This is a genomic window from Stenotrophomonas koreensis (assembly GCF_001431525.1).
GTDB lineage: Bacteria > Pseudomonadota > Gammaproteobacteria > Xanthomonadales > Xanthomonadaceae > Stenotrophomonas > Stenotrophomonas koreensis.
Genome location: NZ_LDJH01000013.1, coordinates 24,330 through 47,903, shown reverse-complemented (window position 1 = coordinate 47,903; position 23,574 = coordinate 24,330). Strand labels below are relative to the sequence as shown.

The window sequence follows — 23,574 nt, the reverse complement described above, 5'->3', positions numbered from 1 at the left end:
CATCTGCCGGCGTCTGCATGCACCAACTGCTGGCTTACTTGATGCTGACCAGCTTGACCTCGAACTGCACGGCCACGTTCGGCGGGAACGGCAGACGCGGGTCGGCACCGTAGGCCTTGTCGGCCGGCAGGGTGATTTCCCACTTCGAGCCGACCGGCATCTGCAGCAGGACATCACGCATGGCCTGCAGCTCGACATCGGCCATCTTGATTTCCGGCACGTTCTGCACGCGCACCTCGGCCGGACGCTGGCCGTACGGGAACGGACCGGCCACTTCCAGCGCCACGCTGCTGCCGGTGGTCGGCTTGGCGCCACGGCCGGCTTCGATCACGCGGTACTGCACGCCACCGGCCAGGGTCTGCACGCCGGCCTTGGCACGGTTTTCAGCCAGGAAGCTGTCCGAACGGGTCTTGTTGTCGGCAGCGGCCTTCTCGTACTGGGCACGGGCCTGCTCGGCACGCGCACGCTCACGCTGCTGGAAGGCTTCTACCGCAGGACGCAGCTGGTCGGCAGTGATGGCCGGCTCGCGCTTGGCAAAGGCATCCTGCAGCCCCTTGACCACCGAGTCGATGTCCAGCTGCTCGCCACGGGCAGTCAGTTCATTGAGATTGTTGCCGTAGTCATAGCCAAAGTAATAACTCAGACGCCCCTTTTCGGAGGTGGTGTCCTGCGCCAGAGCGGCACCCGACAGGGCCAGAGCCGCCACAGCGACGGCGAGGGAACGCAACTTCATCAAACGATTCTCCGCAAAAGGAATGGCACCAAGGCAATCATTGAACCCGAGGCGACGCGCTAGCATAGCCCTGCGCGCCGGCACATCGCCACTGCCAACGCAGCCGTTTTGACTGCGCTGGCCGGCACAAGTTCCCACGAATTCATAAACTTTCTTTTTTTTTAACGTCTGTAAGGAATCTTGCATGGATCTGGACCTGGTCACCCGCCATCTGGAAGACGGGATCTGCACCCTGACCGTCAACCGCCCCGACAAGCTCAACGCGCTGAATCAACAGACGTTGCAAGCCCTGGACCAGGCCTTCGCCGAGGCCGCTGCGGATCAGCGCGTACGCGTGGTGGTGCTCACCGGCGCCGGCGCCAAGGCCTTCGTTGCCGGCGCCGACATCAGCCAGATGAACCAGCTGACGCCGGTGCAGGGGCGCGATTTTTCCCTGCTCGGCCAGCAGCTGATGCGCCGGATCGAAGGCCTCGGCAAACCGGTGATTGCACGCATCAACGGCTTTGCCCTGGGCGGGGGACTGGAACTGGCGATGGCCTGCCACCTGCGCATTGCCGCCGATACCGCCAAACTCGGCCAGCCGGAAATCAACCTCGGACTGATCCCCGGCTTCGGCGGCAGCCAGCGCCTGCTGCGCCTGGCTGGACGGGCGGCCACCCTGGAACTGTGCCTGCTCGGTGCCCCGATCAGCGCCAGCCGCGCGCAGGCGTTGGGCATCGTCAACGAGGTGGTCCCGGCCGATGCGCTGGATGCGCGCGTGGCCGAACTGGCCGCACAACTGGCCAAGGCCGCGCCGCTGGCGCTGCGCGCGATCCTGGATTGCGTGCTGGTCGGTGGCGAGTGTGCGCTGGAACAGGCACTGCAGTTTGAAAGCACCCAGTTTGGCCTGGTGTTTGCCACCGCCGACATGCGCGAAGGCACCGCCGCCTTCCTGGAACGTCGCCAGCCGGAGTTTGCCGGCCAGTGAGCAGCATCGCCCGCACCACCGAACTGGCCGCCTGGCTGGCGGCCGACAACCTGGATGCCGCCATCGAGGCGGGCCTGATCCATTGGCAGGCGCAGCCCGGCGATGACCCCGCACAGGCGGCGCAGGTTGCCGCGGCCGGACAGCGCCTGCGCGCTGCGCTGGCCGCACGCGAACGCCATCGCGCGCGCGCGGTGCGGCTGCGCCGGATTGCCGCCGAACGCGATGCCCGGCGCCCCGCCCCGGCCAGCAGCGGCGTTGCCCCGGCACTGCCGGCCAACGTGGCCGCGATCCTGGCCCGGGCCAAGGCCAGGGCCGGCAGCGGTGGCCAGTGATGGCACGGGTGCTCAAACGTGCCGGCAAGGCCTCGCTGCTGAGCCGGGTGCAGATCAGCGAGCTGTTCTCGCGCCTGCGCGAACTCAACCCCAAGCCGGTCACCGAGCTGGAATACAGCACGCCGTTCGAGCTGCTGGTGGCGGTGACGCTGTCGGCGCAGGCCACCGATGTCGGGGTCAACAAGGCCACCCGCCGGCTGTTCCCGGTGGCCAATACCCCGCAGGCCATCCTTGACCTGGGCGAGGACGGCCTGAAGCGCTACATCAACACCATCGGCCTGTACAACGCCAAGGCCGCCAATGTGGTTGCCGCCTGCCGGATCCTGGTCGAGAAACACAACAGCGTGGTGCCGCAGACCCGCGAGGAACTGGAAGCCCTGCCCGGGGTCGGGCGCAAGACCGCCAACGTGGTGCTCAACACTGCCTTCGGACAACCGGCGATGGCGGTGGACACGCATATTTTCCGGGTTGCCAACCGTACCGGGCTGGCACCGGGCAAGACCGTGCGCGCGGTCGAGGACAAGCTGGTCAAGGTCATTCCGGAGGAATTCCTGCTCGATGCCCACCACTGGCTGATCCTGCACGGACGCTATGTGTGCAAGGCGCGCAAGCCTGACTGCGGCGGCTGCGTGATTGCCGACCTGTGCCGCTACCCGGACAAGACCACCGCGGCTTGAACCTGGCCTGCGCGGGCGCCGCTCAGCCGAAGCGGCGCTCGCGGAACCAGCGGGTCAGCACCCACTTCTCACCGGCGATCACCGGCGCACCGGCATGCAGGGTGCGGCTGGACGGGTGGGCGCGGTCGTAGCTGAAAAACACCGCATTGCCCTGCACCGCTGCAAACTCCAGGCCGGCATCGGGGAAGGTGGTCGCCCCGCCGGACAGCGGGGTATTGAGGTAGGTGACCAGGGTCGCCACACGCTGGCCACCATGGCGCAGCGCTGCCTCGGCACCGGGACCGTCAGGGTCGAAATAATCGTAATGCGGCTGGTATTCGGCGCCCGGGCCGTAGTGCAGCACCTGCAGCGGCTCGGCCTGCTCCAGCGGCCAGCCGACCAGATCGGCGATGCGCTGCTCGATGCGCGCCACCAGCGGCGTACACGCCGTGGGCAGGTAGGTGCCATCACTGGTGCGCGACTGGTGCGCCTCGTTGGCGCCGGTCACGGCATTGAAGGTCGCCGAACGCTGCAACCGGCCACGCGCGGTGGCAATCAGCTGCGTGCATTCATCGGCACTGAGGACATTGCCCAGCAGCACCACCCGTGGGTGCAGGCTGCTGCCCAGCACATGGATGGCCTGGCCATCGATATGGATCTGCGAGGGCCCATTGAGCTGGAACGGTGTCGGTACCGGCACCGCCGGCGGCAGCCCCTGGCGCTGGCCCTGCTCGGCGACAAAACGGCGCAGGACCGCATCCACCGCGGTGCTGGCAGCATCCTCGTCCCAGCCGGCCTGCAGCAGCGGCGCGATCAACTGCTCCGGGCGCGCACCGGCCTGGGCCTGGATGACCAACCACTGGGAAAACTCGGGAGAAAGGGCATCGGCGTTCATCGCCACAGTGTGCACCAGCACACGCCGTTGTGGCAGCGCGCAGGCACTGCCTTGGCACTGACACATCCGTGCAAGCCCGCTGTCATCTGCAGCACCTATAAATCGCTCCCGATCTGCGCTCATCCCTTGACGGCGCCCAATTCACTGATCTGGAGCAAGACCCATGGCTGTTGCATCCACCCGTAACCTGATGATGTCCATCGGCGCCGTGCTCGCCCTGTCGGCCTGTGGCGGCGGTGCCGACCGCGTCGCCTCGCCAGGCGAAGGTGCTTTCCCGCCGGCCCCGGCTCCCGCACCGGCACCGGGCCCTGCCCCCGCACCGGCACCGGCACCGGGTCCGGTCGCCGGTTGCCCGACTGGCTTCAGCGATGTCGGCACCATCGCCGGCAAGACCAACTGCCGCCTGCCGGCGCTGATCGTGGAAAACACCACGGTGCCGTATGTGGATGGCGTGCTGTATTCGATCAGCGGCTACACCCGCGTCGGTGAGGACGTCGGCGGCGATGCCGCCAACCCGCGCGCCAACCAGCGCAGCGCCACCCTGACCATCGAGCCGGGCGTGACCATCTTCGGCTCCAGCGGCCAGGACGCGCTGGTGATCAACCGCGGCTCGAGGATCAATGCCGTCGGCGAGAAGACCAAGCCGATCGTGTTCACCAGCCGCCAGAGCGTGGAAGGCACCACCAACGTCGATTCGATCGGCCAGTGGGGCGGCCTCGTGCTGCTCGGCCGCGCACCGACGGCCAACTGCATCGGCTCGGTGACCCCGGGCACCGCCGCCTGCGAGGCGGAAGTGGAAGGCGTCACCGGCGCCTACTACGGCGGCAACGCCCCGGGCGACAGCACCGGCACCCTGAAGTACGTGCGCGTGATGCACTCCGGCTTTGAAGTGCTGCCCAACGTCGAACTCAACGGCATCACCCTGGCCGGCCTGGGCAGCGGCACCTCGATCGAGTACGTGCAGGTGCACAACAGCTCCGACGACGGCTTTGAGTGGTTCGGCGGCACCGTCAACAACCGTTACCTGGTGGCCACCGGCAACGACGACGACTCCATCGATACCGACACCGGTTTCAGCGGCGCGATCCAGTTCGCGATCGTGATGCAGCGCGGCCAGAAGGCAGCTTCCGGCGACCGCGGCGACCGCATCAACGAGATGAGCGCGGCCGGTTCCAGTGCACTGCCGTCCAACCCGAAGCTGGTCAACGTGACCTTCGTCGGCGCCCCGGCGCATGACCGTTCGGCGATGGTGCTCAACTCCGGCACCCACGTGGAGTACTACAACGCGGTGGTGACCGGCTCCAACAACTGCGCCGAGATCGATACCGCCGGCAACGCCAACACCCGCGGCACCTTCGCCTCGGTGTTCTTCTCCTGCGGTGCGCCGTTCTACAACGACGGCGCCGGCACCCAGCTGGCCGCCTTCACCGCCAATGCCAACAACGTGGCCAACGGTACTTCCAGCCTGAGTGGCTTCACCAACGGTGCCAATGAAAACGCGGTGACCGCGGCCGACCTGTCGACCCTGATCACCCGCAGCGGTGGCTTCGTGCGCCAGGTCAACTACATCGGCGCGGTCAAGGATGGCAACGACACCTGGTGGCAGGGCTGGACCTGCGGCCTGCCGGGCACCCCGTCCTGCTGATCGACCACGATGGCGGCAGCACGCATGACCGTCATCCAGCCACGCCGCGGACCTGCCGCGGCGTGGCTTTATCCAAGGCTGGCCGCCAAGCCAGGCCGGACGCAAGCACGTCCTCCCCGCCGCATGTTCCCTTCAAGGCTCCCCTGATGACACACGCTCCCCTTGCCCGCTCCAGCCTGTCGCTGGCCATTGCCGCGCTGCTGGTTCCCACTTTCGCCGCTGCCAACCCGGTCAGCGCCACCGACAGCACCGCCGTCAGCGCCGCGGATGCGGCACCGACCAGCCTGGATGCGATCCAGGTGCGCGGTGAACACATCCCCGAGCCGATGCTGCTCAGCTCCCAGGTGATGAGCCTGGTCAGCAAGGAAGACATCGACCGCCAGGGCGCCAGCACCGCTGCCGATGCGCTGGGACGGGTGGCCGGCATGAGCGTGTCGCAGGGCAAGTATGTGATCGTGCGTGGCCTGAACGAGCGCTACTCGCAGGCCCTGCTCAACCGCTCGCCGCTGCCCAGCCCGGAACCGCTCAAGCGCGTGGTACCGCTGGACCTGTTCCCGACCAACGTGCTGGAAACCATCGAGGTGCAGAAGACCTACTCGGCGCGCTACCCGGGTGAGTTCGGTGGCGGCGTGATCAACCTGTCCACCGCGGTGGTGCCCGAGGCACCGTTCCTGAAGCTGTCCTACGGCCTGTCCGGCAACTCCGAAACCACCACCCAGCCGGGCCTGACCTATTACGGCGGCGGCGATTCGGACCTGCTCGGCTACGACGACGGCACCCGCAAGGTGCGCGAGCCCTTCGCCCAGGCCCTGGCCAGCGGGCAGATGATCAGCGTCGGCGAGCACTTCAGCCGCGAGCAGCTGGCCGCGATCGGTGCTTCCATGCCCAATGCCGCGATCAACCTGCTGCAGACCAGCGACTCGATCAACCCCAACCACAGCGGCTCGGTTGCCGCCGGCACCACCCTGGAATTTGCCGAGGATTCACGCCTGGGCGTGGTTGCCAGCGCCGCGCTGAGCAACAGCTGGCGCAGCCGCAACGGCGTGCAGCAGTATGGCGAGGCACGCACCGGCACCGCCGAGGTGCTGTCCCAGCAGCAGTACCTGAGCACCAGCAACGAGGCCAGGCTCAACGGCCTGCTCGCCCTGACCTGGGAAGTGGGCAAGCACACCCTCGGCGCCAGCACGCTGTATGTGCATGACACCGAAAAGCAGGCGCGCTCTCGCGAGGGCTTCACCTGGCAGGCCTCGCAGGTACGCCGCAACGATGCCACCCGCTGGATCGAGCGCGAGATGCTCAACCACCAGTTCACCGGCAAGCATGTGTTCGGCGAGTACGACGACCTGACCGTGAGCTGGCGCGGTGGCCATGCCCGTGCCAGCCGGCAGTCGCCGTTCGAACGCGAGATCAACTATTTCCAGGACGACTTCGGTTTCTGGCGCCACCTCAACAACACCGTCAGCCTGGGCGATGTCAACGAGCGCATCGACAGCGCCGCGGTGGACGTGGACTGGCGCCTGCCCAGCGAGCGCGAAATCATCCTCTCGGCCGGCTACGCCTGGTCGGAAACCGAACGCGATGCACGCACGCGTGACTTCTCCTTCCTGATCACCGATACCGCGCCGTTCTACAACGGCTACCAGCGCCCGGACTACCTGTTCTCCGACTACAACCTCTACCAGGGCTACCTGGAGCTGCGCGAGAACACCGGTGCCAACGGCGCCTCGGCCTACACCGCCAGCCTGGACAACGAGGCGGCCTATCTGGAGCTGGAAAGCCAGCTCACCGGCACCGTGCGCGCCACCGCCGGCCTGCGTTGGGAACAGGCCACCCAGGGCGTGAACCCGCGCAACCTGTTCCAGGGCGGCAGCACCCTGCCGGGCAACACCCTGGACAACGACTACCTGCTGCCGGCGCTGTCGCTGACCTGGAACTTCGCCGACAACCTGCAGCTGCGCCTGGCCGCCTCGCAGACCATCGCCCGCCCGCAGTTCCGCGAGCTCTCGCCGCTGCAGTACCTGGACCTGGAGCTGGACCGCATGACGGTGGGCAACCCGTACCTGCAGGATACGGAGATGCTCAACCTCGACGCACGCCTGGAGTGGTACTTCAACAGCGGCGAGTACTTCCATGCCGGCCTGTTCGCCAAGCAGCTGGACAAGCCGATCGAGGCGGTGGTTTCCGACGACGTCTCCTTCCTGCGCCAGAGCTTTGTCAATGCACCGGAAGCCAGCCTGTACGGGCTGGAGCTGGATTACCGCAAGTACCTGACCCCGGCAGTGTCCTGGCTGGGTGACAAGCGGATCTTCTTCAACGTCAACTACACCTACACCGATTCCAAGGTCAGTGCCGGCGCCAGTGACCAGGTGCTGCTGTACAACGGCAGCGCGCTGGCCGCGCCGCTGGTGGTGCGTGACGGCAGCCAGATGCAGGGCCAGAGCGACCACCTGGCCAACCTGTCGCTGGGCCTGGAAAGCGGCAATGGCGACCAGCTGACCCTGCTGGTGGGCTATGCCAGCGAGCGCATCTCCGCCCGTGGCACCTTCGATGCCAACGGCGTGCAGCGCCAGCCGGCGCTGATGCAGGACCCGGGCCTGAGCCTGGACCTGGTCGGGCGCAAGTACTTCACCCTGTGGGACGTGCCGATGAGCGTGAGCCTGGAAGCGCGCAACCTGCTGGGCGAGGAATACCACGAGTACCAGCAGCTGGGCGGTGGCCGCATCGACGTCAACCGCTACGAGCTGGGCCGCAGCTTCGGCGCCAGCATCGAGGCACGCTTCTAAGCCTGCACCAGCCTGATCAATGCCCGCCCTCCGGCCTGGCAGGCCGGGCGGCGTGGGCCAATGCACACCATCGGTGGCGGCTGGGGAGTCCTGCCGGTGGTTACCAGCCCGTCGACATCAGGTCGGCGGGCTTGGTTCTTTTTGGCCCTGGCAGGGCCACCGGGTCTGCCGCGGGCAATCGCCGATGACAGTGGCTGTCAACAATTATGGCAACGCCATGTCTTTTGAAATCATAGTGTCATCGTGCCGTCGCATGATCGCCACGTCCCCACCCTGAGTTGCCCGGCGTGATCGTGCTGCCGCCCGCTGTGATCATTGTGATCAACCGCCTGCTTCCCAAAGGCCTGTGGGTGTTGGCCGTGGCACTGCCCCTGCTGGCACTGCTGCTGGGCCTGCGCACACCGAGTGCCGCGCCGCTCGCCAGGTCTGTGCCGGCAACGGCCGGCAGCGATCCGCTGGCGTGGCCGGAGCAGGACCTGTTCCACCGCCAGGCCGGCAACCACAGCGCCCCCGGCACCGGCACATGGACCCTGCACGGGATCCGTCTGGGCGGCGCGCAGGCCAGTGCCATCCTGGGCAACGAGGCCGGCCAGCAGGATTCCTATGCCGAAGGCGAACAGATTGCCGCGGGCTGGCAGCTGCAACAGGTGGCCGCCAGTGGTGTGCGTCTGCTCGGCCCGGGTGGCCTGGTCGAGCTGAGCCTGCCTGCCCAGGCCGACAGCCTGCTGCGCACCGCCGTAGAGCACGCCGCCGTAGAGCACGCCGCGCAGCCGCCCGCCAGCGATACCGCGCTGCCGGCCGATGCCGCCCCGCGACTGCAGGCCGGCACGCCGCTGGCACTGTGGCTGCAGACCCAGGGCCTGCGCGTGGGCGATGAACTGCTGGCCGTCGATGGCCAGCCACTGACGCGGCTCGATGCCGATGCCCTGCGCGCCCAGCTGCACGGGCGCGACAGCGTGCGCCTGCAATGGCGCCGCGATGGCCAGACCCATACCTCTGTTTTGCGGATGCCCTGATGACCTGCTCCCTGCCGCGCCTTGCCCTGCCGATCGCCCTGCCCATCGGCCTGCTGGCTGCCGCACTTTGCTGCGCACTGCCCGGCCCGGCCTGGGCCGCCGCCAATCCGGCGCCGGGCAACACCCTGGATGTGCGTGGTGCCGACATCCGCGCCTTCATCCAGGATGTCGCCCGTGCCACCGGCACCAGCTTCATCGTCGACCCGGCCGTCCAGGGCACGGTCGATTACAGCAACCCGCAGTCGATGTCACAGGCGGACATGCTCGGGGTGCTGCTGACCATCCTGCGCAGCCATGGCCTGGTTGCGGTACCGGCCGGACAGGGCACCTACCGCGTGGTGCCCGACCAGGGCGCGGCCGGCCAGGGGACCGGCAGCAATGCGCACTTTGCCACCCAGGTGATCGGCCTGCGCCGGATCGATGCACGGATCGCCGCCGAAACCCTCAAGCCCCTGCTCGGCCGTGGCGGCGTGGTCATTGCCACCCCGCAGGGCAACAGCCTGCTGATTGCCGACTACAGCGACAACATCGCGCGCATCCGCTCGCTGGTGGCGCAGATCGACAGCGACAACGCCAGCATCGATACCCTGACCCTGCGCAACAGCTCGGCGCACGAGATTGCCGCCACCCTCAACGCGCTGTTCGGCGTGCGTGGCGAAGGCGGCAGCCAGGTGCTGTCGATCCTGCCGGTGGAAAGCAGCAACTCGATCGTGATCCGTGGCGATGCCGGGGTGGTCCAGCGCGCCATCAACATGGCCGCCGAGCTGGACCGGCGCGCCGAAAGCACCGGCGATGTGCGCGTGGTCAAGCTGCAGCACGCCAGCGCCGAACAGTTGCTGCCGGTGCTGCAGCAGCTGATCGGCCAGGGCGAAGGCAGCAGCAACGCCCCGGCCAGCGGCAGCGCCACCGCCACGACCAACGGCAGCAGCACGCTGGACCCCAACCAGGCGGTGCTGATCACCCCGGCCGGCGGCAAGCGCCCGACCCTGGCGCGGGCACCGGGCCAGAACGCGCTGATCATCAATGCCGATCCGGAAACCCAGCGCACCCTGATGGAAGTGATCACCCAGCTGGACACCCGCCGTGAGCAGGTGCTGGTGGAGGCGGTGGTGGTGGAAATCTCCGATGAGGCCTCGCGCAAGCTCGGCGTGCAGCTGGCCGCAGCCGGGCGCAACGGCGACATCCCGCTGCTGGGCACCCAGTTCCCGTCCAGCCAGCCCGGGATCATGGGCCTGATCGCCGGCGCGGCGGCCGGCAGCGATGACTCGGCCTGGGCGCAGAGCGCACGCAGTGCCGCGGCCAACTCCCTGCTCGGCCTGTCCGGCGGGCTGGCCGGGATCGCCGACCAGGCCGGCGATGTATTGTTCGGCGCGATCATCACCGCGGTACGCAGCGACACCGGTTCCAACCTGCTGTCCACCCCGTCGATCCTGACCCTGGACAACGAGCCGGCACGCATCCTGGTCGGCCAGGAAGTGCCGCTGACCTCCGGCGAGGTGCTCGGCGATGCCAACTCCAACCCATTCCGTACCATCGAGCGCCAGGACGTGGGCATCGCGCTGGAGGTCACCCCGCAGATCAACGCCGGCGGCGGCATCACCCTGAAGCTGCGCCAGGAAGTGTCCTCGGTGGCCGGCCCGGTCTCGGCCAGCTACAACGAGCTGATCCTGAACAAGCGTGAGATCGACACCCGGGTGCTGGTCGATGACGGCGCGATCGTGGTGCTGGGCGGGCTGCTGGACCAGCAGCAGCGCCAGACCCGCGACAAGGTGCCCGGGCTGGGCGACATCCCGCTGCTGGGCCGGCTGTTCCGTTCCGATGCCAACAGCGACACCCGCACCAACCTGATGGTGTTCCTGCGCCCGACCATCATCCGCGACCGCGCCGATGCCCAGCGCATCACCGCGCCGCGCTTTGACTGGATGCGCGATGCCCAGCTGGCCCTGCCCGGCCAGCCGCGTGGCGGCGAGGCGGCGCTGGATGCACTGGTGCGCGACTACCTGCGCAGCGCCCCGCCGCAGCTGCCGGCCCCCGCTGACGCCGCTGCGGGTACGCCGCAATGAGCCTGCCCGGGCGCCTGCCGTATGCCTTTGCCCGCCGCCATGGCCTGCTGCTTGCCGGGCCGGACGACGCCGGCGATGGCGTGACGGTATGGCTGCACCCGCAGGCGCATGCGCCGGCACTGGCCGAACTGCGCCGGGTGGCAGGATGTGCGCTGCAGTTGCAGCCACTGCCGGCCGAGCTGTTCGACCAGCAGCTGGCGCGGGTGTATGCCGACAGCGTGGATGGCGGCGATGACAGCGTGCTGGCGCTGGAGGCCGGCAGCGGCCTGGAAGCGCTGCTGGACGACCTTCCGGCCGCCGCCGACCTGCTGGCCGCCGCCGATGATGCACCGGTGATCCGCCTGATCAACGGGCTGATTGCCGAGGGCGCACGCCAGGGCGCCTCGGACATCCATGTCGAACCGTTTGAATCGATGCTGCGGGTACGCCTGCGCGTGGACGGGGTGCTGCGCACCGCCGCCAGCCTGCCACCGCGGCTGGCGCCACTGCTGGTGTCGCGGATCAAGGTGATGGCGCGGCTGGACATCGCCGAAAAACGCGTGCCGCAGGACGGCCGGATCTCGCTGCGGATGGGCAACCAGGCGTTGGATGTGCGCGTGTCCACCCTGCCCGCGCGTGATGGCGAGCGCGTGGTGCTGCGCCTGCTGGCCAAGCAGGCCGGCACCCTGGAGCTGGCACAGCTGGGGCTGTCGCCAACGGTCGCGGCCAGGCTGCAGGGCGCGCTGGCCCAGCCCAACGGCATCGTGCTGGTCACCGGCCCCACCGGCTCGGGCAAGACCACCACGCTGTATGCGGCGCTGGCCGCGCTCAATGACGGCCAGCGCAACATCCTTACCGTCGAGGACCCGGTCGAATATGCGATCGACGGCATCGGCCAGACCCCCGTCAATGCCAAGGTCGGGATGAGCTTTGCCGCCGGCCTGCGCGCGATCCTGCGCCAGGACCCGGATGTGGTGATGGTCGGCGAGATCCGCGATGTGGAAACGGCGCAGATCGCGGTGCAGGCCAGCCTGACCGGCCACCTGGTGCTGTCCACCGTACATACCAACGATGCGATCGGTGCGATCACCCGCCTGCGCGACATGGGCAGCGAGTCCTTCCTGCTGGCCAGCACCCTGCGCCTGGTGCTGGCCCAGCGCCTGGTACGCCGGCTGTGCCCACAGTGCCGCCAGCCCTGCGCGCTGGATGACCCGCTGGCCGCACGCCTGTTTGCCGGCCAGCCGGTGCCGCCGCAGTTCCATGCCGCCGGCTGCGCCGCCTGCGAACACACCGGGCACAGCGGACGGATGGCGCTGTATGAGGCGGTAGCGATCGATGAACCGCTGCGCCGGCTGATCGTGGCCGAGGCCGATGAGGACCAGCTCGCCGCGCAGGCGTTTGCCGAGGGCGGCACCCTGCTTGATGCCGGGCGTGCGGCAGTGGCCGCCGGCCTGACCTGTGCCAGTGAAGTGCTGCGGGTAGCCCGCGCGCAGGCCGGCCGATGATCGCCTTTTCCTACCAGGCCGTGGACACTGCCGGGCGCACCCGGCACGGCCAGCTGCGCGCCAGCGATGCCCAGGCCGCCACCGCGCAGCTGCTGGGCAAGCGCTGGCTGGTGCTGCAGCTGGCCCCGGCCGCAGCCGAGCCAGGCCGCCAGGTCCGCCTGCCGGCGCGCGAGCTGGCCCTGTTCACCCGCCAGCTGGCCGCCCTCACGGCCAGCCTGCCGCTGGCCCAGGCGCTGCAGGCGATCAGCCAGCAGGCCGGGCAGCGCCGGCTGCGCCAGGCCGTGCAGAGCACCCAGACCCGGCTGGCCGAAGGCTTTGCGCTGGCCGAGGCCATGGCCGCACAGCCGCGCGCGTTCCCGCCGCTGTACCGGGCGATGATCGCCGCCGGCGAAGCCTCCGGTGCGCTGCCGCAGCTGCTGGCCCGGCTGGCCGACCTGCTGGAACAGCAGCAGCAGGTCCGCGCCCGCCTGGCCACCGCACTGATCTACCCGGCCACCCTGGCGCTGACCGCCTGCGCGGTGGTGATCGCGCTGATGACCCTGGTGGTGCCGCGGGTGGTCGAACAATTCGATGCGATGGGCCGGCAGTTGCCGCTGCTGACCCGCATCGTGGTCGGCAGCAGCGAGCTGCTGGCCGCACTCGCCCCCTGGCTGGGCGCTGCACTGCTGGCCCTGCTGCTGGCCGCGCCACTGGCGCTGCGCCGCCCCGGCCTGCGCCTGGCCGTGGACCGCCTGATCCTGCGCCTGCCGCTGGCCGGCAACCTGCTGCGCCAGGTACATGCCGCACAACTGGCACGCACGCTGGCGATCATGCTCGCTGCCGGCCTGCCGCTGATCGACGGCCTGCGCGCCAGTGCGCGCACCATCGCCAACACGGTGCTGCGCAATGCCACCGCGCAGATGGCCACGGTGATCGATGAGGGCGGCAGCCTGAGCACCGCGATGCGGCTGGCGGCGGTGTTTCCCTCCACCCTGCTGCACATGGCCAGCAGCGGCGAGGACAGCGGCCAGCTGGCGCCGATGCTGGAAAGCGCAGCCGATTACCTGGAACGCCAGTCCCAGACCACCACCCAGGTCGCGATGGGCCTGCTCGAGCCGCTGATCATCATCGTCCTGGGCGTGGTGGTCGGGGTGATCGTGCTGGCGATCCTGCTGCCGATCCTGCAATTCAATTCCCTTGTCCTTGGCTGACCTCTGGAGTCCTGCATGTCCGTTCCATCAACCCAACGCCAACGTGGTTTCACCCTGATCGAACTGATGGTGGTGATCGTCATCCTCGGCCTGCTGGCCACCGTGGTCACCCTGAATGTGATGCCCAGCCAGGACCGGGCGATGGTCGAAAAGGCCCGCGCCGACATCGCCGTGCTGGAACAGGCCCTGGAAACCTACCGGCTGGACAACCTGGCCTATCCGAGCAGCGGCCAGGGCCTGGCGGCGCTGCAGCGCGCACCGCAGGACTTGTCCCAGCCGCAGCGCTACCGTCCCGGTGGCTATGTCCGCCGGCTGCCCGCTGACCCGTGGGGCAACCCCTACCAGTACCGTCAGCCGGGCAACGATGGCCGCAGCTTCGATGTCTGGTCGCAGGGCGCCGATGGGGCGGACGGCGGCAGTGATGACAATGCCGACATCGGCAACTGGCAATAAGCCATGCACAGGCGTGCGGCCGGCTTCAGCCTGATCGAGCTGCTGGTGGTGCTGGTGCTGCTGGCCCTGGCCAGCGCGGCGGTGGTGCTCAGCGTGCCGCCGGCCGATCCGCTGCGCGAGCCGGTGCAGCGGCTGGCCGCCCGCCTGGCCCACGCGCAGGATCAGGCCGTGCTGCGCAACCAGAGCCTGCGGGTACTGCTCGATGGCGATGGTTACCGCTTTGAACACCGCCAGCAGGGCCAGTGGCAGCCCAGCAGCGACCCGGCACTGGCCGCGCAGCCATGGCCGGCGCCGACCACCCTGGTGTTTGCCGGCCAGGCCAGCGAACAGCTGCAGCTGACCCTGGATCCGGCAGGCAACACCCTGCCCGGCCTGCTGGAACTGCACAGCGGGCAGCAGCGCTGGCAACTGCAGCTGCACGCCGATGGGAGCATCGATGTCCAGCCCCGCTAGCAGACAACAGGGGTTGAGCCTGCTCGAACTGATGGTCGCAGTGGCCGTGCTGGCACTGGCAGTGGTGGCCCTGCTGCACCTGGGCAGCCAGAGCACCCGCAGCGCCCAGCACAGCGAACAGCAGGCCCTGGCCCTGATCGTGCTGCAGAACCTGGCCGCCAGCGCCGAGCTGTCGCCTGAGTGGGGCAACCAGGGCCAGATCGAACTGGCCGGCCGCCAGTGGCACTGGCAGCGCCGGCCGGTACAGGGCGCGCTGCCCGGCATCCAGGGCTGGCACTGGGCGGTGCTGGCCGACAGCGGCCAGCAGGTGGCCGAACTGACCAGCTGGCAGGCCGCGCCATGAGCGCACAACGCGGTTTTACCCTGATCGAGGCACTGGTTGCGCTGGCGGTGTTTGCACTGCTGGCCAGCAGCGGCGTGCTGGTGCTGCGCCAGTCACTGGACAACCAGCAGGCGGTGCAGCAGCGCATCGACAGCGTGGCCCGGCTGCAGCGGCTGGACAACCTGCTGCGTGCCGACCTGGGCCAGGCTACCCGCCGCAGCGTGCGCCAGGTCGACGGCCAGCCGGCCACCGCCGTATTTACCGGCGCCACCGATGGCGACGCCGCGGCCTGGTCCGGGCGCAGCGCGTTGTTTGCCTTCACCCGCGGCGGCTGGGACAACCCGGCCCAGCCACGGTCACAGCTGCTGCATGTGCAGTACCGGCTGCAGGGACAGGCGCTGGTACGGCTGAGCCGGGACCGTCTGGATGGCAGCAGCCACTGGCAGCAGCAGGTCCTGCTCGATGATATGCAGCAGCTGCAACTGGCCTACCACGACGGCAGCGGCTGGAACCGCGGCTGGCCGGGTGGGCTGGACCAGCTGCCACGGGCACTGCGCCTGCGCTATCACCACCGCGATTTCGGGATGGTCGAGCATGTGCTGGCACTGCCAGCGGAGGGGCGCTGATGGCCAGCCGGCAACGCGGCGCCGCCCTGCTCACGGTACTGCTGCTGGTGGCGGTGATCGCGCTGGTGGCCAGCACCCAGCTGGACCTGATCGGGCTGGGCCTGGCGCGCGCGCGCAACAACCAATCGCTGGTCCAGGCCCGTGCCCATGCGCTGGGCGCCGAACAGCTGGCTGTCCGCCAGGTCGGCCGGCTGGCGCAGCTGCCGCCGGCCCAGCTCGGCCAGTGGCATGGACGCGTGCAACAGTTGGCCCTGTCCGAAGGCCAGCTGCAGTACCGGCTGCGCGATGCCAGCAGCTGTTTCAACCTCAATGCGGTGGTCATCGGCGCCCCCGGGCAATGGCAACGCTCCGAAACCGGGGTGGCACAACTGCTGGCACTGCTGCAGGCGCTGCAGCTGCCACCGTCACAGGCCCAGGCCTTCAGCGACAGTCTGGTCGACTGGATTGACCACGACAGCGTGGCCAGCGCCGCCGGTGCCGAAGACGCCTATTACCGCCTGCAGGTACCGGCCTATCTCAGCGCCGCGGCGCTGTTGAACGATCCCAGCGAGCTGCTGGCGCTGGCCGGCATGGATGCCGCGCTGTACCAGCGCCTGCGCCCGTGGCTGTGTGCGCTACCCGACAACGCGCCCACCCCGGTCAATGTCAATGCCCTCAGCCCGCGCCAGGCGCCGCTGCTGGTGATGCTCAGCCGGGGCGCGATGTCCCTGCCTGCGGCGCAGCAATGGCTGGCGCAGCGGCCGGCCGGTGGCTGGCGCCAGCGCAGCGCCTTCCTGGCCCACCCCGCCCTGCAGGCGCTGGCCGGCGATGCCGGGCTGGCCAGCCAGATCCGGCTGCAACCCACGCTGTTCGAGCTGCAGGTGCAGGTGCTGCTCGATGGCAGCCAGGCCGAACTGACCAGCCTGCTCAGTACCGATACCCCTGACCACGCCCGTTTGTTGTCACGCCGCTGGATGCTCCGCAATGAAACCGATCTGTCTGCTCGTTTTACCCCGCAATGACCAGCACCCGGCGCACTGGTGGCGGCTGGCCGATGACCAGCTCCAGCACGGCCAGCTGCTGGCTGGCCAGCGCCTGCCGGCCGGGCCGGACAATGAACACGTGGTGCTGGCCCTTTCCGGCGAGCAGGTACTGGTGCGCTGGCTGGATATCCCCGCGCACAGCCCGGCCCAGGCGCGCACCGCCGGCGCCAGTGCCCTGGCCGATGACCTGCTTGCCCCGCCGGAGAGCCTGCACGCAGCGGCCCAGCGCGATGGTACGCACTGGCAGCTGATGCTGTGCGCCCCGCAGGTGCTGGAGGACGCAATGGCCCGGGCCCGGGCCCATGGCGTCAGCCCGGCACAGGTGATTCCCGACAGCCTGTTGTTGCCGGTCACTGCCGACAGCGCTGATGGCGTCCTGGCCGAACACCAGGGGCTGTGGCTCTGGCGCAGCCAGCAGCAGGCGATGACGGCCGAGCCGGCGCTGATCCAGCGCTGCCTGACCCAGGCACCGGCAAAGGTGCTGCCACTGGCCGCACAGCTGGACCTGCAGCGACTGCCGGACAGCAACCTGCTGCAGGGCCGCTTTGCCCCCGGCCAGCAGCCGGTGCCGCTGGCCGGACGCCGGCTCGGCATCGCCGTGGCCGCACTGGTGCTGGCACTGCCGCTGGCCATTGCCGCCCATGGCGCCGGCCTGCGCTGGCAAGCCAGCCAGATCCAGCAGCAGAGCCTGGCGCTGGCCCGCCAGCATCCGGGCATTGGCGCCGACAACCCCGAGCCGGTCGCCAGCGTGCATGCACTGGCCGCGCAACGGGAACAGCGCCAGCGGCAGTGGTCGTTGCTGCGCGCCGGACTGCAGGCGGTGCAGGCCAGCCCGGACGTGGCGCTGGAACAGCTGCAACTGGGTGATGGCCGTTTGATCCTGGAGCTGCAACCGGCCACGGCCACCGCGCTGGCGCAGCTGCACACACAACTGCACCAGCAGGGACTGGCCATCCAGCCGTCCGCCGACCCGGCCACCAGCACCACGCTGATCATCACTGCCCAGGAGCTGCCATGAACCTTTCCACTGCAACCGGCCAGCAGCGCAGCGCTGGCCTTTCCCGCCTGCAGGGCTGGTGGCAGCAGCGCGCCCGGCGTGAGCAGGCCATGCTGTTGACCATGCTGCTGGCGATCACCGGCTTTGTGGCCTGGTACGGCCTGCTGGCCCCGCTGCTGCGTTGGCAGGCCCAGGGCCAGCAGCAACTTGAGCAGGCGCACCGGCAACAGCAGCAACTGCACAGCAGCCTGCAGGCGCTGGATCAGCAGGTCCAGCAACCGGAGCTCCTGCTGCAGCAGTGGCAGGCTTCGTTGGCCGACAGCGGCCTGCAACTGGCACAGCACAGCAACGATGCCGGACAGGGGCTGAGCATGGAAACCGCCCCTGGCAAGGCGCAGGCACTGACCGGCTGGCTGGCGCAACTGCCTGCCGCACAGCTGCCCGACCAACTGCAGCTGTGGCGCGGCAATGGTTCGCTGCAAGCGCGGCTGCAGCGCCAGCCAGTCGGCAGCCATGCCACACCGCCGTCACAAAAATGACTCTCGCCTGTCATTGACGACAGATCCGGTCATCTTGTTGCAATCTAGCGTTCATAACCTGCGTCCCACCCCAGCCGCAAGAACGCCCATGAACCGTACAACCCCGCTGTACCTGGCCGTTGTCGCCAGTCTGCTTGCCGTGCCTGCCGCCCAGGCGGCGGTGAAGATCGGCAGCGTCGGCCAGACCGACCTCAGCCTCGAAGGCCTGCTCCAGGCCGATGGCAACTGGTATTCCTCCGACCAGCGCGACCTGGGCGATGACCGCCTGCGCATGCGCCGGGCCGAGCTGGTGCTCAAGGGCGATGGCCCCGGCCCGCTGGACTGGACCCTGGGCTGGGATGCCAAGGCCGAAAAATTCCTCGATGCCAACGTGCGTGCGCGCTGGCAGAGCGGTGACCTCAAGCACAGCCTGCGCGTGGGCCAGTTCAAGCAGCCCAACTCGCTGGAAGAGCTCAGCAGCACCGGCGCCAACGATTTCATCGCCAAGGCCACGGCCACCTCGACCTACGCGATCGGCCGGCGGCTGGGCCTGGGCTACGAGCTGGGCGGCCAGCGCTGGGGCATCAGCGCCAGTGTGTTCGGCGATGAGCTGACCAACGGTCTGGCTGAAGGCAATGGCCAGGCACTGCGCGGCTGGTGGCTGCCGAATGCTGGCGCCGGCAACACCGTGCACCTGGGCATCAACCATGCCCGCTATGACCTGCCGGCCGACACCCTGCGGCTACGTGCCCGCCCCAATGCCGACCTGGCCGATGTGCGCCTGATCGACACCGGCCGGCTGCCCGGCACCGACCGCCTGGCCACCACCGGGGTGGAGGCGCTGTGGCTGGCCGGGCCGTGGAAGCTGCAGGCCGAATACTTCACCGCCACCGGCCAGCGCCAGGCCAGCGCCGATTTCGACAGCCACGGTGGCTACGCCAGCGCGGTCTACAACCTGGGCGGCCATGCCTGGAGCTACAGCGGCGGGGTTCCCTCCCCGCCCAAGGCCGGCTCGCTGGCCGGCGGGCTGTGGCAGCTCGGTGCCCGTTACGACCAGCTGGACCTGGATGACGGTGCGGTGGCCGGCGGCAGGCAGCAGGCCCTGACCCTGGGGGTGAATTACTGGTACGGCGCCCATTCAAAATTCGCCCTGAACTGGGTCAAGCTGCGCAGTGAGCGCTTCGATGCCGCCACCGGCAGCACGCTTTCGGATGATCCGGACATCCTCGAGGCGCGCATTCAGCTGCACTGGTAAGAGACGTCATCGCGCTGTCACCCGAACGCCGCCGTAGTGTCATACGGCGGCGTTTTACTTGTCCGGCGCACAAACCGCAGCCAGCAACAGACCCGGTGTACAGCTCCCGGCACCTGTGCGCGGCTGCCAAAACACCGCGTATGACAATTTCTCCTTCGCTCGTCATACACGTGTAACAAAAACATCATTCCATAGTCGCAACCTGCTTGAACCCCATCGTTGTGTCTATGGAGACCACCATGAAATTGCGCACCACCGGCCTTGCTGCCCTTTCCCTGGCCATTGCCCTGGGCCTGTCGGCCTGTGGCGGCTCACAGCCACCGCAAGGCGAACAGGCAGGCAGCAGCGAGCGCATCAGCACCGAAGTATCCGGTGCCGGCGCTTCCTTCATCTTCCCGCTGGTCTCCAAGTGGTCGGCCGACTACAACGCCGCCACCGGCGCCAAGATCAACTACCAGTCCATCGGTTCGGGCGGCGGCATCGCCCAGATCAAGGCCGGCACGGTGGACTTCGGTTCCTCCGACAAGCCGCTGCCCAGCGATGAGCTGGCCGCGGCCAACCTGAGCCAGTTCCCGTCGGCCATCGGCGGCGTGGTTCCGGTGGTCAACCTGGAAGGCATGGCCCCGGGCCAGCTGCGCCTGAGCGGCGAGCTGCTGGCTGACATCTACCTGGGCAAGGTCACGATGTGGAACGATGCGGCCATCGCCGCACTGAACCCGGAACTGTCCCTGCCGGCCGAGAAGATCACCCTGGTCCACCGCTCCGACGGTTCGGGCACCACCTTCAACTTCACCAACTACCTGTCCAAGGTCAGCACTGGCTGGAAGGACAGCGTCGGCGAAGGCACCTCGGTGCAGTGGCCGGCCGGCGTCGGCGGCAAGGGCAACGAGGGCGTGGCCTCGTACGTGAAGCAGATCAAGGGCGCGATCGGCTATGTCGAACTTGCCTATGCCACCCAGAACGCGATGCCGTATGCGTCCATGCGCAATGCCGATGGCAACTGGGTCGAGCCGAGCGCCGAGACCTTCGCCGCCGCAGCAGCCAATGCCGACTGGGCCAATGCGGCCGACTTCAACCTGGTGATCACCAACGCCACCGGTGCCAACTCCTGGCCGATCACTGCCACCAACTTCATGCTGATGAGCAAGCAGCCCAAGGATCCGGCGCGCAACCAGGCCGCCCTGGACTTCTTCAAGTGGGCCTTCCACAACGGTCAGGCCCAGGCCAACGAGCTCCACTACGTGCCGCTGCCGGCCGAACTGGTCGCCCAGATCGAAACCTACTGGGCGGCAGAGTTCAGCAAGTAACAGCGCCGGTGCCCGCGTCTGACGCGGGCACCGTCCTTGCGGCCTGTCCGCACAGTGCTCCACAACCGGCTTTAGTGACCGATGACATCCCCCTCTTCTACCGCTGCACCGACGCCAAACGAACGGCGCGATGCGCGCAATGACCGCATTTTCCGCGCGATCCTGATGACCACCGTGGGTCTGGTCCTGGTGGCGCTGGTCTGTGCGGCACTGTCCATGCTCTGGGGCGGGCGCCATGCGCTGGCCAGCCAGGGCCTGAGCTTTTTCACCTCGGCCGACTGGAACCCGGTCGAGAACAAGTTCGGCGCACTGGCGCCGATCTACGGCACCCTGGTCACCGCGGTGATCGCGATGCTGATCGCGGTGCCGGTGTCCTTCGGCATTGCCTTCTTCCTGACCGAAGTGGCGCCGCGCTGGCTGCGCGGCCCGGTCGGCACCGCGGTGGAACTGCTGGCCGGCATCCCGTCGATCATCTACGGCATGTGGGGCCTGTTCGTGCTGGTGCCGGTGATGACCGAGTACGTCACCCCGCTGCTCAATGACCACCTCGGCACGCTGCCGCTGGTCGGCGTGCTGTTCCAGGGCCCGCCGCTGGGCATCGGCATGCTCACCGCCGGTTTCGTGCTGGCGATCATGGTGATCCCGTTCATTTCCTCGGTGATGCGCGAGGTGTTCCTGACCGTGCCGACCCGGCTGAAGGAATCGGCCTATGCGCTGGGCTCCACCCGCTGGGAAGTGACCTGGGACATCGTGCTGCCCTACACCCGCTCGGCGGTGATCGGCGGCATCTTCCTTGGCCTGGGCCGCGCCCTGGGCGAGACCATGGCGGTGGCCTTCGTGATCGGCAACTCGGTGCGCCTGACGCCCTCGCTGCTGGAGCCGGGCACCACCATCGCCGCGCTGATCGCCAATGACTTTGGCGAAGCCACCGAAACCTACCGCTCGGCCCTGCTGCTGCTGGGCTTTGTCCTGTTCATCGTCACCTTCGTGGTGCTGGCCATCGCCCGCCTGATGCTGATGCGCCTGTCCCGCAAGGAGGGCAACTGATGTCCACGTCCTCGCTTTACCTGCGCCGCCGGCTGACCAATGTGCTGGCCATCGGCCTGGGCTGCGCCACGGCCCTGTTCGGCCTGTTCTTCCTGGGCTGGATCCTGTGGACCCTGATCAGCCGCGGCCTGCCCGGCATCAACTGGGCACTGTTCACCCAGATGACCCCGGCACCGATGCAGGAAGGCGGCCTGGCCAATGCCTTCTTCGGCTCGGCGGTGATGTGCGCGCTGGCCATCGCCATCGGCACCCCGCTGGGCGTGCTGGCCGGCACCTGGCTGGCCGAGTACGGCAATGCGCGCAAGGCCGGCACGGTGGTGCGCTTTGTCAATGACATCCTGCTCTCGGCACCGTCGATCGTGCTGGGCCTGTTCGTCTACACCCTGTACGTGATGCAGACCGGCGGGCGCTTTTCCGCCTTTGCCGGTGCGCTGGCACTGGCCTTCATCGTGCTTCCGGTGGTGATCCGCACCACCGATGAAATGCTGCGCCTGGTGCCGGTACAGATGCGCGAGGCCGCACTGGCGCTGGGCGTGCCGCAGTGGAAGGTCACCGTGCAGGTGCTCTACCGCAGCGCCAGTGCCGGCATCATCACCGGCATCCTGCTCTCGCTGGCGCGCATCTCCGGCGAAACCGCGCCGCTGCTGTTCACCGCCTTCGGCAACCAGTACTGGAACAGCAATGTGTTCACACCGATGGCCTCGGTGCCGGTGGTGATGAACCAGTTTGCCGGCAGCCCGTATGAATCCTGGCAGGTACTGGCCTGGGCCGGTGCCCTGGTGCTGACCCTGTTCGTGCTGCTGGTCAGCCTGACCGCCCGTGGCCTGTTGCTGCGCAACCGCATCTCCCATGACTGATCTTTCCGTCGAGCCGACCATGAACAACACTTCCCACAGCGTGCCGATGCAGCGCATCAACGTGCCCAGCCACAACGGCATCGTGCTGCCGGATGCACCGGTCAAGCTGGCTGCGCGCAACCTGAACTTCTACTACAACGGCTTCCATGCGCTGAAGAACATCAACCTGGATGTGCCGGAAAAGCGCGTCACCGCGCTGATCGGCCCGTCCGGCTGCGGCAAGTCGACCCTGCTGCGCATCTTCAACCGCATCTACAACCTGTATCCGAAGCTGGAAGCCAAGGGCGAGGTGCTGCTGGACGGGGAGAACATCCTGGCGCCCAAGTACCCGATGAGCCGGCTGCGTTCCAAGGTCGGCATGGTGTTCCAGAAGCCGGTGCCGTTCCCGATGACCATCTTCGAGAACGTCGCCTACGGCATCCGCCACCACGAGAAGCTGTCCAAGGCCGAGATGGCCGACCGGGTCGAACAGGCGCTGCGCCAGGGCGCGCTGTGGGACGAGGTCAAGGACAAGCTGGGCCAGAGCGCGCTGGGGCTGTCCGGCGGCCAGCAGCAGCGCCTGTGCATCGCCCGTGCGGTGGCCCTGCGCCCGGAGGTGCTGCTGCTGGACGAGCCGACCTCGGCGCTGGACCCGATCTCCACCAGCCGCATCGAACAGCTGGTGGAAGAGCTCAAGAGCGATTACACCATCCTGATCGTCACCCACAACATGCAGCAGGCCGCGCGCGTGTCCGATTACACCGCCTTCATGTACCTGGGCGACCTGATCGAGCATGACCGTACCGAGGTGATCTTCTCCCAGCCCAGCAAGCAGCAGACCGAGGATTACATCACCGGCCGCTTCGGCTGAGCTGCCTGGCTGCACGTCAGCCGTGCAGCCATTCCCGCGGCATTGCCAGGCCGGCACAGACACACCGCTGCCGCCCTGCTGCACCAGACACGGGCGCATTGCC

General features: G+C 68.3%; 23 protein-coding genes. 21 read left to right on the top strand and 2 right to left on the bottom strand.

What is annotated here, in order from left to right; genetic code table 11:
- Nucleotides 1-34: 34 nt before the first annotated feature.
- Complete coding sequence (locus ABB25_RS08300; protein WP_057665786.1) at nucleotides 35-733, bottom strand: FKBP-type peptidyl-prolyl cis-trans isomerase N-terminal domain-containing protein; 699 nt, start codon at nucleotides 731-733, stop codon at nucleotides 35-37.
- A 184-nt stretch (nucleotides 734-917) separates the two neighbouring features.
- Here ABB25_RS08300 and ABB25_RS08295 point away from each other — a divergent pair, with 184 nt between their 5' ends.
- Genes ABB25_RS08295 through nth form a run of 3 tightly spaced genes read left to right on the top strand, consistent with a single transcriptional unit; the run spans nucleotide 918 to nucleotide 2,709 of the window.
- On the top strand, nucleotides 918-1,700 hold the full coding sequence (locus ABB25_RS08295; RefSeq protein WP_057665784.1) for an enoyl-CoA hydratase/isomerase family protein: 783 nt from the start codon (nucleotides 918-920) through the stop codon (nucleotides 1,698-1,700).
- Complete coding sequence (locus ABB25_RS08290) at nucleotides 1,697-2,032, top strand: hypothetical protein (RefSeq protein WP_057665782.1); 336 nt, start codon at nucleotides 1,697-1,699, stop codon at nucleotides 2,030-2,032. Before ABB25_RS08295 ends, ABB25_RS08290 begins: the two co-directional genes overlap by 4 nt.
- Nucleotides 2,032-2,709: an endonuclease III gene (nth, locus tag ABB25_RS08285; protein WP_057666098.1), complete on the top strand. Its 678-nt coding sequence runs from the start codon at nucleotides 2,032-2,034 to the stop codon at nucleotides 2,707-2,709. The genes ABB25_RS08290 and nth overlap by 1 nt, the downstream gene beginning before the upstream one ends.
- Nucleotides 2,710-2,731: 22 nt before the next feature.
- Here the strand turns inward: nth and ABB25_RS08280 are convergent, their stop codons facing one another.
- Nucleotides 2,732-3,583: a prolyl hydroxylase family protein gene (locus ABB25_RS08280; RefSeq protein ID WP_057665780.1), complete on the bottom strand. Its 852-nt coding sequence runs from the start codon at nucleotides 3,581-3,583 to the stop codon at nucleotides 2,732-2,734.
- Between the two features lie 163 nt (nucleotides 3,584-3,746).
- Here ABB25_RS08280 and ABB25_RS08275 point away from each other — a divergent pair, with 163 nt between their 5' ends.
- From ABB25_RS08275 to pstB, 18 genes are all read left to right on the top strand, one after another.
- The gene (locus tag ABB25_RS08275) at nucleotides 3,747-5,228 is read left to right on the top strand and encodes a hypothetical protein (protein ID WP_057665778.1); all 1,482 of its coding nucleotides are present in this window, start codon (nucleotides 3,747-3,749) and stop codon (nucleotides 5,226-5,228) included.
- Between the two features lie 146 nt (nucleotides 5,229-5,374).
- Nucleotides 5,375-8,011: a TonB-dependent receptor domain-containing protein gene (locus ABB25_RS08270; protein WP_083488199.1), complete on the top strand. Its 2,637-nt coding sequence runs from the start codon at nucleotides 5,375-5,377 to the stop codon at nucleotides 8,009-8,011.
- Between the two features lie 359 nt (nucleotides 8,012-8,370).
- Complete coding sequence (locus tag ABB25_RS08265; RefSeq protein ID WP_211259304.1) at nucleotides 8,371-9,027, top strand: PDZ domain-containing protein; 657 nt, start codon at nucleotides 8,371-8,373, stop codon at nucleotides 9,025-9,027.
- On the top strand, nucleotides 9,027-11,090 hold the full coding sequence (gene gspD, locus ABB25_RS08260) for a type II secretion system secretin GspD (protein WP_057665774.1): 2,064 nt from the start codon (nucleotides 9,027-9,029) through the stop codon (nucleotides 11,088-11,090). The genes ABB25_RS08265 and gspD overlap by 1 nt, the downstream gene beginning before the upstream one ends.
- Nucleotides 11,087-12,574, top strand: coding sequence for a GspE/PulE family protein (locus ABB25_RS08255; RefSeq protein WP_057665772.1), 1,488 nt, complete (start codon nucleotides 11,087-11,089; stop codon nucleotides 12,572-12,574). The genes gspD and ABB25_RS08255 overlap by 4 nt, the downstream gene beginning before the upstream one ends.
- Entirely contained in the window at nucleotides 12,571-13,764 is a 1,194-nt protein-coding gene (locus ABB25_RS08250; protein ID WP_057665771.1) for a type II secretion system F family protein, read from the top strand. Before ABB25_RS08255 ends, ABB25_RS08250 begins: the two co-directional genes overlap by 4 nt.
- A 15-nt stretch (nucleotides 13,765-13,779) precedes the next feature.
- Nucleotides 13,780-14,217: a type II secretion system major pseudopilin GspG gene (gene gspG, locus ABB25_RS08245; protein WP_057665768.1), complete on the top strand. Its 438-nt coding sequence runs from the start codon at nucleotides 13,780-13,782 to the stop codon at nucleotides 14,215-14,217.
- A 3-nt stretch (nucleotides 14,218-14,220) separates the two neighbouring features.
- Nucleotides 14,221-14,670, top strand: a complete 450-nt coding sequence (gspH, locus tag ABB25_RS08240; protein ID WP_057665767.1) for a type II secretion system minor pseudopilin GspH — start codon at nucleotides 14,221-14,223, stop codon at nucleotides 14,668-14,670.
- The gene (gene gspI / locus ABB25_RS08235; RefSeq protein WP_160319423.1) at nucleotides 14,654-15,013 is read left to right on the top strand and encodes a type II secretion system minor pseudopilin GspI; all 360 of its coding nucleotides are present in this window, start codon (nucleotides 14,654-14,656) and stop codon (nucleotides 15,011-15,013) included. The genes gspH and gspI overlap by 17 nt, the downstream gene beginning before the upstream one ends.
- Nucleotides 15,010-15,618 carry a type II secretion system minor pseudopilin GspJ gene (gene gspJ / locus ABB25_RS08230; protein ID WP_057665765.1) on the top strand — a complete coding sequence of 203 codons (609 nt, stop codon included), beginning with the start codon at nucleotides 15,010-15,012 and terminating at the stop codon, nucleotides 15,616-15,618. The genes gspI and gspJ overlap by 4 nt, the downstream gene beginning before the upstream one ends.
- Nucleotides 15,618-16,619, top strand: coding sequence for a type II secretion system minor pseudopilin GspK (gene gspK, locus ABB25_RS08225; protein WP_057665764.1), 1,002 nt, complete (start codon nucleotides 15,618-15,620; stop codon nucleotides 16,617-16,619). Before gspJ ends, gspK begins: the two co-directional genes overlap by 1 nt.
- Nucleotides 16,582-17,658, top strand: a complete 1,077-nt coding sequence (gene gspL / locus ABB25_RS08220; protein ID WP_057665763.1) for a type II secretion system protein GspL — start codon at nucleotides 16,582-16,584, stop codon at nucleotides 17,656-17,658. The genes gspK and gspL overlap by 38 nt, the downstream gene beginning before the upstream one ends.
- The gene (gene gspM / locus ABB25_RS08215; RefSeq protein ID WP_057665762.1) at nucleotides 17,655-18,176 is read left to right on the top strand and encodes a type II secretion system protein GspM; all 522 of its coding nucleotides are present in this window, start codon (nucleotides 17,655-17,657) and stop codon (nucleotides 18,174-18,176) included. The genes gspL and gspM overlap by 4 nt, the downstream gene beginning before the upstream one ends.
- A gap of 88 nt (nucleotides 18,177-18,264) precedes the next feature.
- Complete coding sequence (locus tag ABB25_RS08210) at nucleotides 18,265-19,410, top strand: OprO/OprP family phosphate-selective porin (RefSeq protein WP_057665761.1); 1,146 nt, start codon at nucleotides 18,265-18,267, stop codon at nucleotides 19,408-19,410.
- Between the two features lie 239 nt (nucleotides 19,411-19,649).
- A complete protein-coding gene (pstS, locus tag ABB25_RS08205) occupies nucleotides 19,650-20,717 on the top strand; it encodes a phosphate ABC transporter substrate-binding protein PstS (protein WP_057666094.1) in 1,068 nt (355 codons plus the stop codon).
- An 81-nt stretch (nucleotides 20,718-20,798) separates the two neighbouring features.
- On the top strand, nucleotides 20,799-21,764 hold the full coding sequence (gene pstC / locus ABB25_RS08200) for a phosphate ABC transporter permease subunit PstC (RefSeq protein ID WP_057665760.1): 966 nt from the start codon (nucleotides 20,799-20,801) through the stop codon (nucleotides 21,762-21,764).
- Nucleotides 21,764-22,621: a phosphate ABC transporter permease PstA gene (gene pstA, locus ABB25_RS08195; protein ID WP_057665759.1), complete on the top strand. Its 858-nt coding sequence runs from the start codon at nucleotides 21,764-21,766 to the stop codon at nucleotides 22,619-22,621. The genes pstC and pstA overlap by 1 nt, the downstream gene beginning before the upstream one ends.
- Nucleotides 22,614-23,471, top strand: coding sequence for a phosphate ABC transporter ATP-binding protein PstB (gene pstB, locus ABB25_RS08190; RefSeq protein WP_425477319.1), 858 nt, complete (start codon nucleotides 22,614-22,616; stop codon nucleotides 23,469-23,471). The genes pstA and pstB overlap by 8 nt, the downstream gene beginning before the upstream one ends.
- The last annotated feature ends 103 nt before the right edge of the window (nucleotides 23,472-23,574 follow it).

Excerpts from the sequence above, each read along its gene's own strand:
- ABB25_RS08300 (WP_057665786.1), bottom strand. The coding sequence starts at position 733 with ATGAAGTTGCGTTCCCTCGCCGTCGCTGTGGCGGCTCTGGCCCTGTCG.
- ABB25_RS08295 (WP_057665784.1), top strand. The coding sequence starts at position 918 with ATGGATCTGGACCTGGTCACCCGCCATCTGGAAGACGGGATCTGCACC.
- nth (WP_057666098.1), top strand. The coding sequence starts at position 2,032 with ATGGCACGGGTGCTCAAACGTGCCGGCAAGGCCTCGCTGCTGAGCCGG.
- ABB25_RS08280 (WP_057665780.1), bottom strand. The coding sequence starts at position 3,583 with ATGAACGCCGATGCCCTTTCTCCCGAGTTTTCCCAGTGGTTGGTCATC.
- ABB25_RS08275 (WP_057665778.1), top strand. The coding sequence starts at position 3,747 with ATGGCTGTTGCATCCACCCGTAACCTGATGATGTCCATCGGCGCCGTG.
- ABB25_RS08270 (WP_083488199.1), top strand. The coding sequence starts at position 5,375 with ATGACACACGCTCCCCTTGCCCGCTCCAGCCTGTCGCTGGCCATTGCC.
- gspD (WP_057665774.1), top strand. The coding sequence starts at position 9,027 with ATGACCTGCTCCCTGCCGCGCCTTGCCCTGCCGATCGCCCTGCCCATC.
- ABB25_RS08255 (WP_057665772.1), top strand. The coding sequence starts at position 11,087 with ATGAGCCTGCCCGGGCGCCTGCCGTATGCCTTTGCCCGCCGCCATGGC.
- ABB25_RS08250 (WP_057665771.1), top strand. The coding sequence starts at position 12,571 with ATGATCGCCTTTTCCTACCAGGCCGTGGACACTGCCGGGCGCACCCGG.
- gspG (WP_057665768.1), top strand. The coding sequence starts at position 13,780 with ATGTCCGTTCCATCAACCCAACGCCAACGTGGTTTCACCCTGATCGAA.
- gspH (WP_057665767.1), top strand. The coding sequence starts at position 14,221 with ATGCACAGGCGTGCGGCCGGCTTCAGCCTGATCGAGCTGCTGGTGGTG.
- gspI (WP_160319423.1), top strand. The coding sequence starts at position 14,654 with ATGTCCAGCCCCGCTAGCAGACAACAGGGGTTGAGCCTGCTCGAACTG.
- gspJ (WP_057665765.1), top strand. The coding sequence starts at position 15,010 with ATGAGCGCACAACGCGGTTTTACCCTGATCGAGGCACTGGTTGCGCTG.
- gspK (WP_057665764.1), top strand. The coding sequence starts at position 15,618 with ATGGCCAGCCGGCAACGCGGCGCCGCCCTGCTCACGGTACTGCTGCTG.
- gspL (WP_057665763.1), top strand. The coding sequence starts at position 16,582 with ATGAAACCGATCTGTCTGCTCGTTTTACCCCGCAATGACCAGCACCCG.
- gspM (WP_057665762.1), top strand. The coding sequence starts at position 17,655 with ATGAACCTTTCCACTGCAACCGGCCAGCAGCGCAGCGCTGGCCTTTCC.
- ABB25_RS08210 (WP_057665761.1), top strand. The coding sequence starts at position 18,265 with ATGAACCGTACAACCCCGCTGTACCTGGCCGTTGTCGCCAGTCTGCTT.
- pstS (WP_057666094.1), top strand. The coding sequence starts at position 19,650 with ATGAAATTGCGCACCACCGGCCTTGCTGCCCTTTCCCTGGCCATTGCC.
- pstC (WP_057665760.1), top strand. The coding sequence starts at position 20,799 with ATGACATCCCCCTCTTCTACCGCTGCACCGACGCCAAACGAACGGCGC.
- pstA (WP_057665759.1), top strand. The coding sequence starts at position 21,764 with ATGTCCACGTCCTCGCTTTACCTGCGCCGCCGGCTGACCAATGTGCTG.
- pstB (WP_425477319.1), top strand. The coding sequence starts at position 22,614 with ATGACTGATCTTTCCGTCGAGCCGACCATGAACAACACTTCCCACAGC.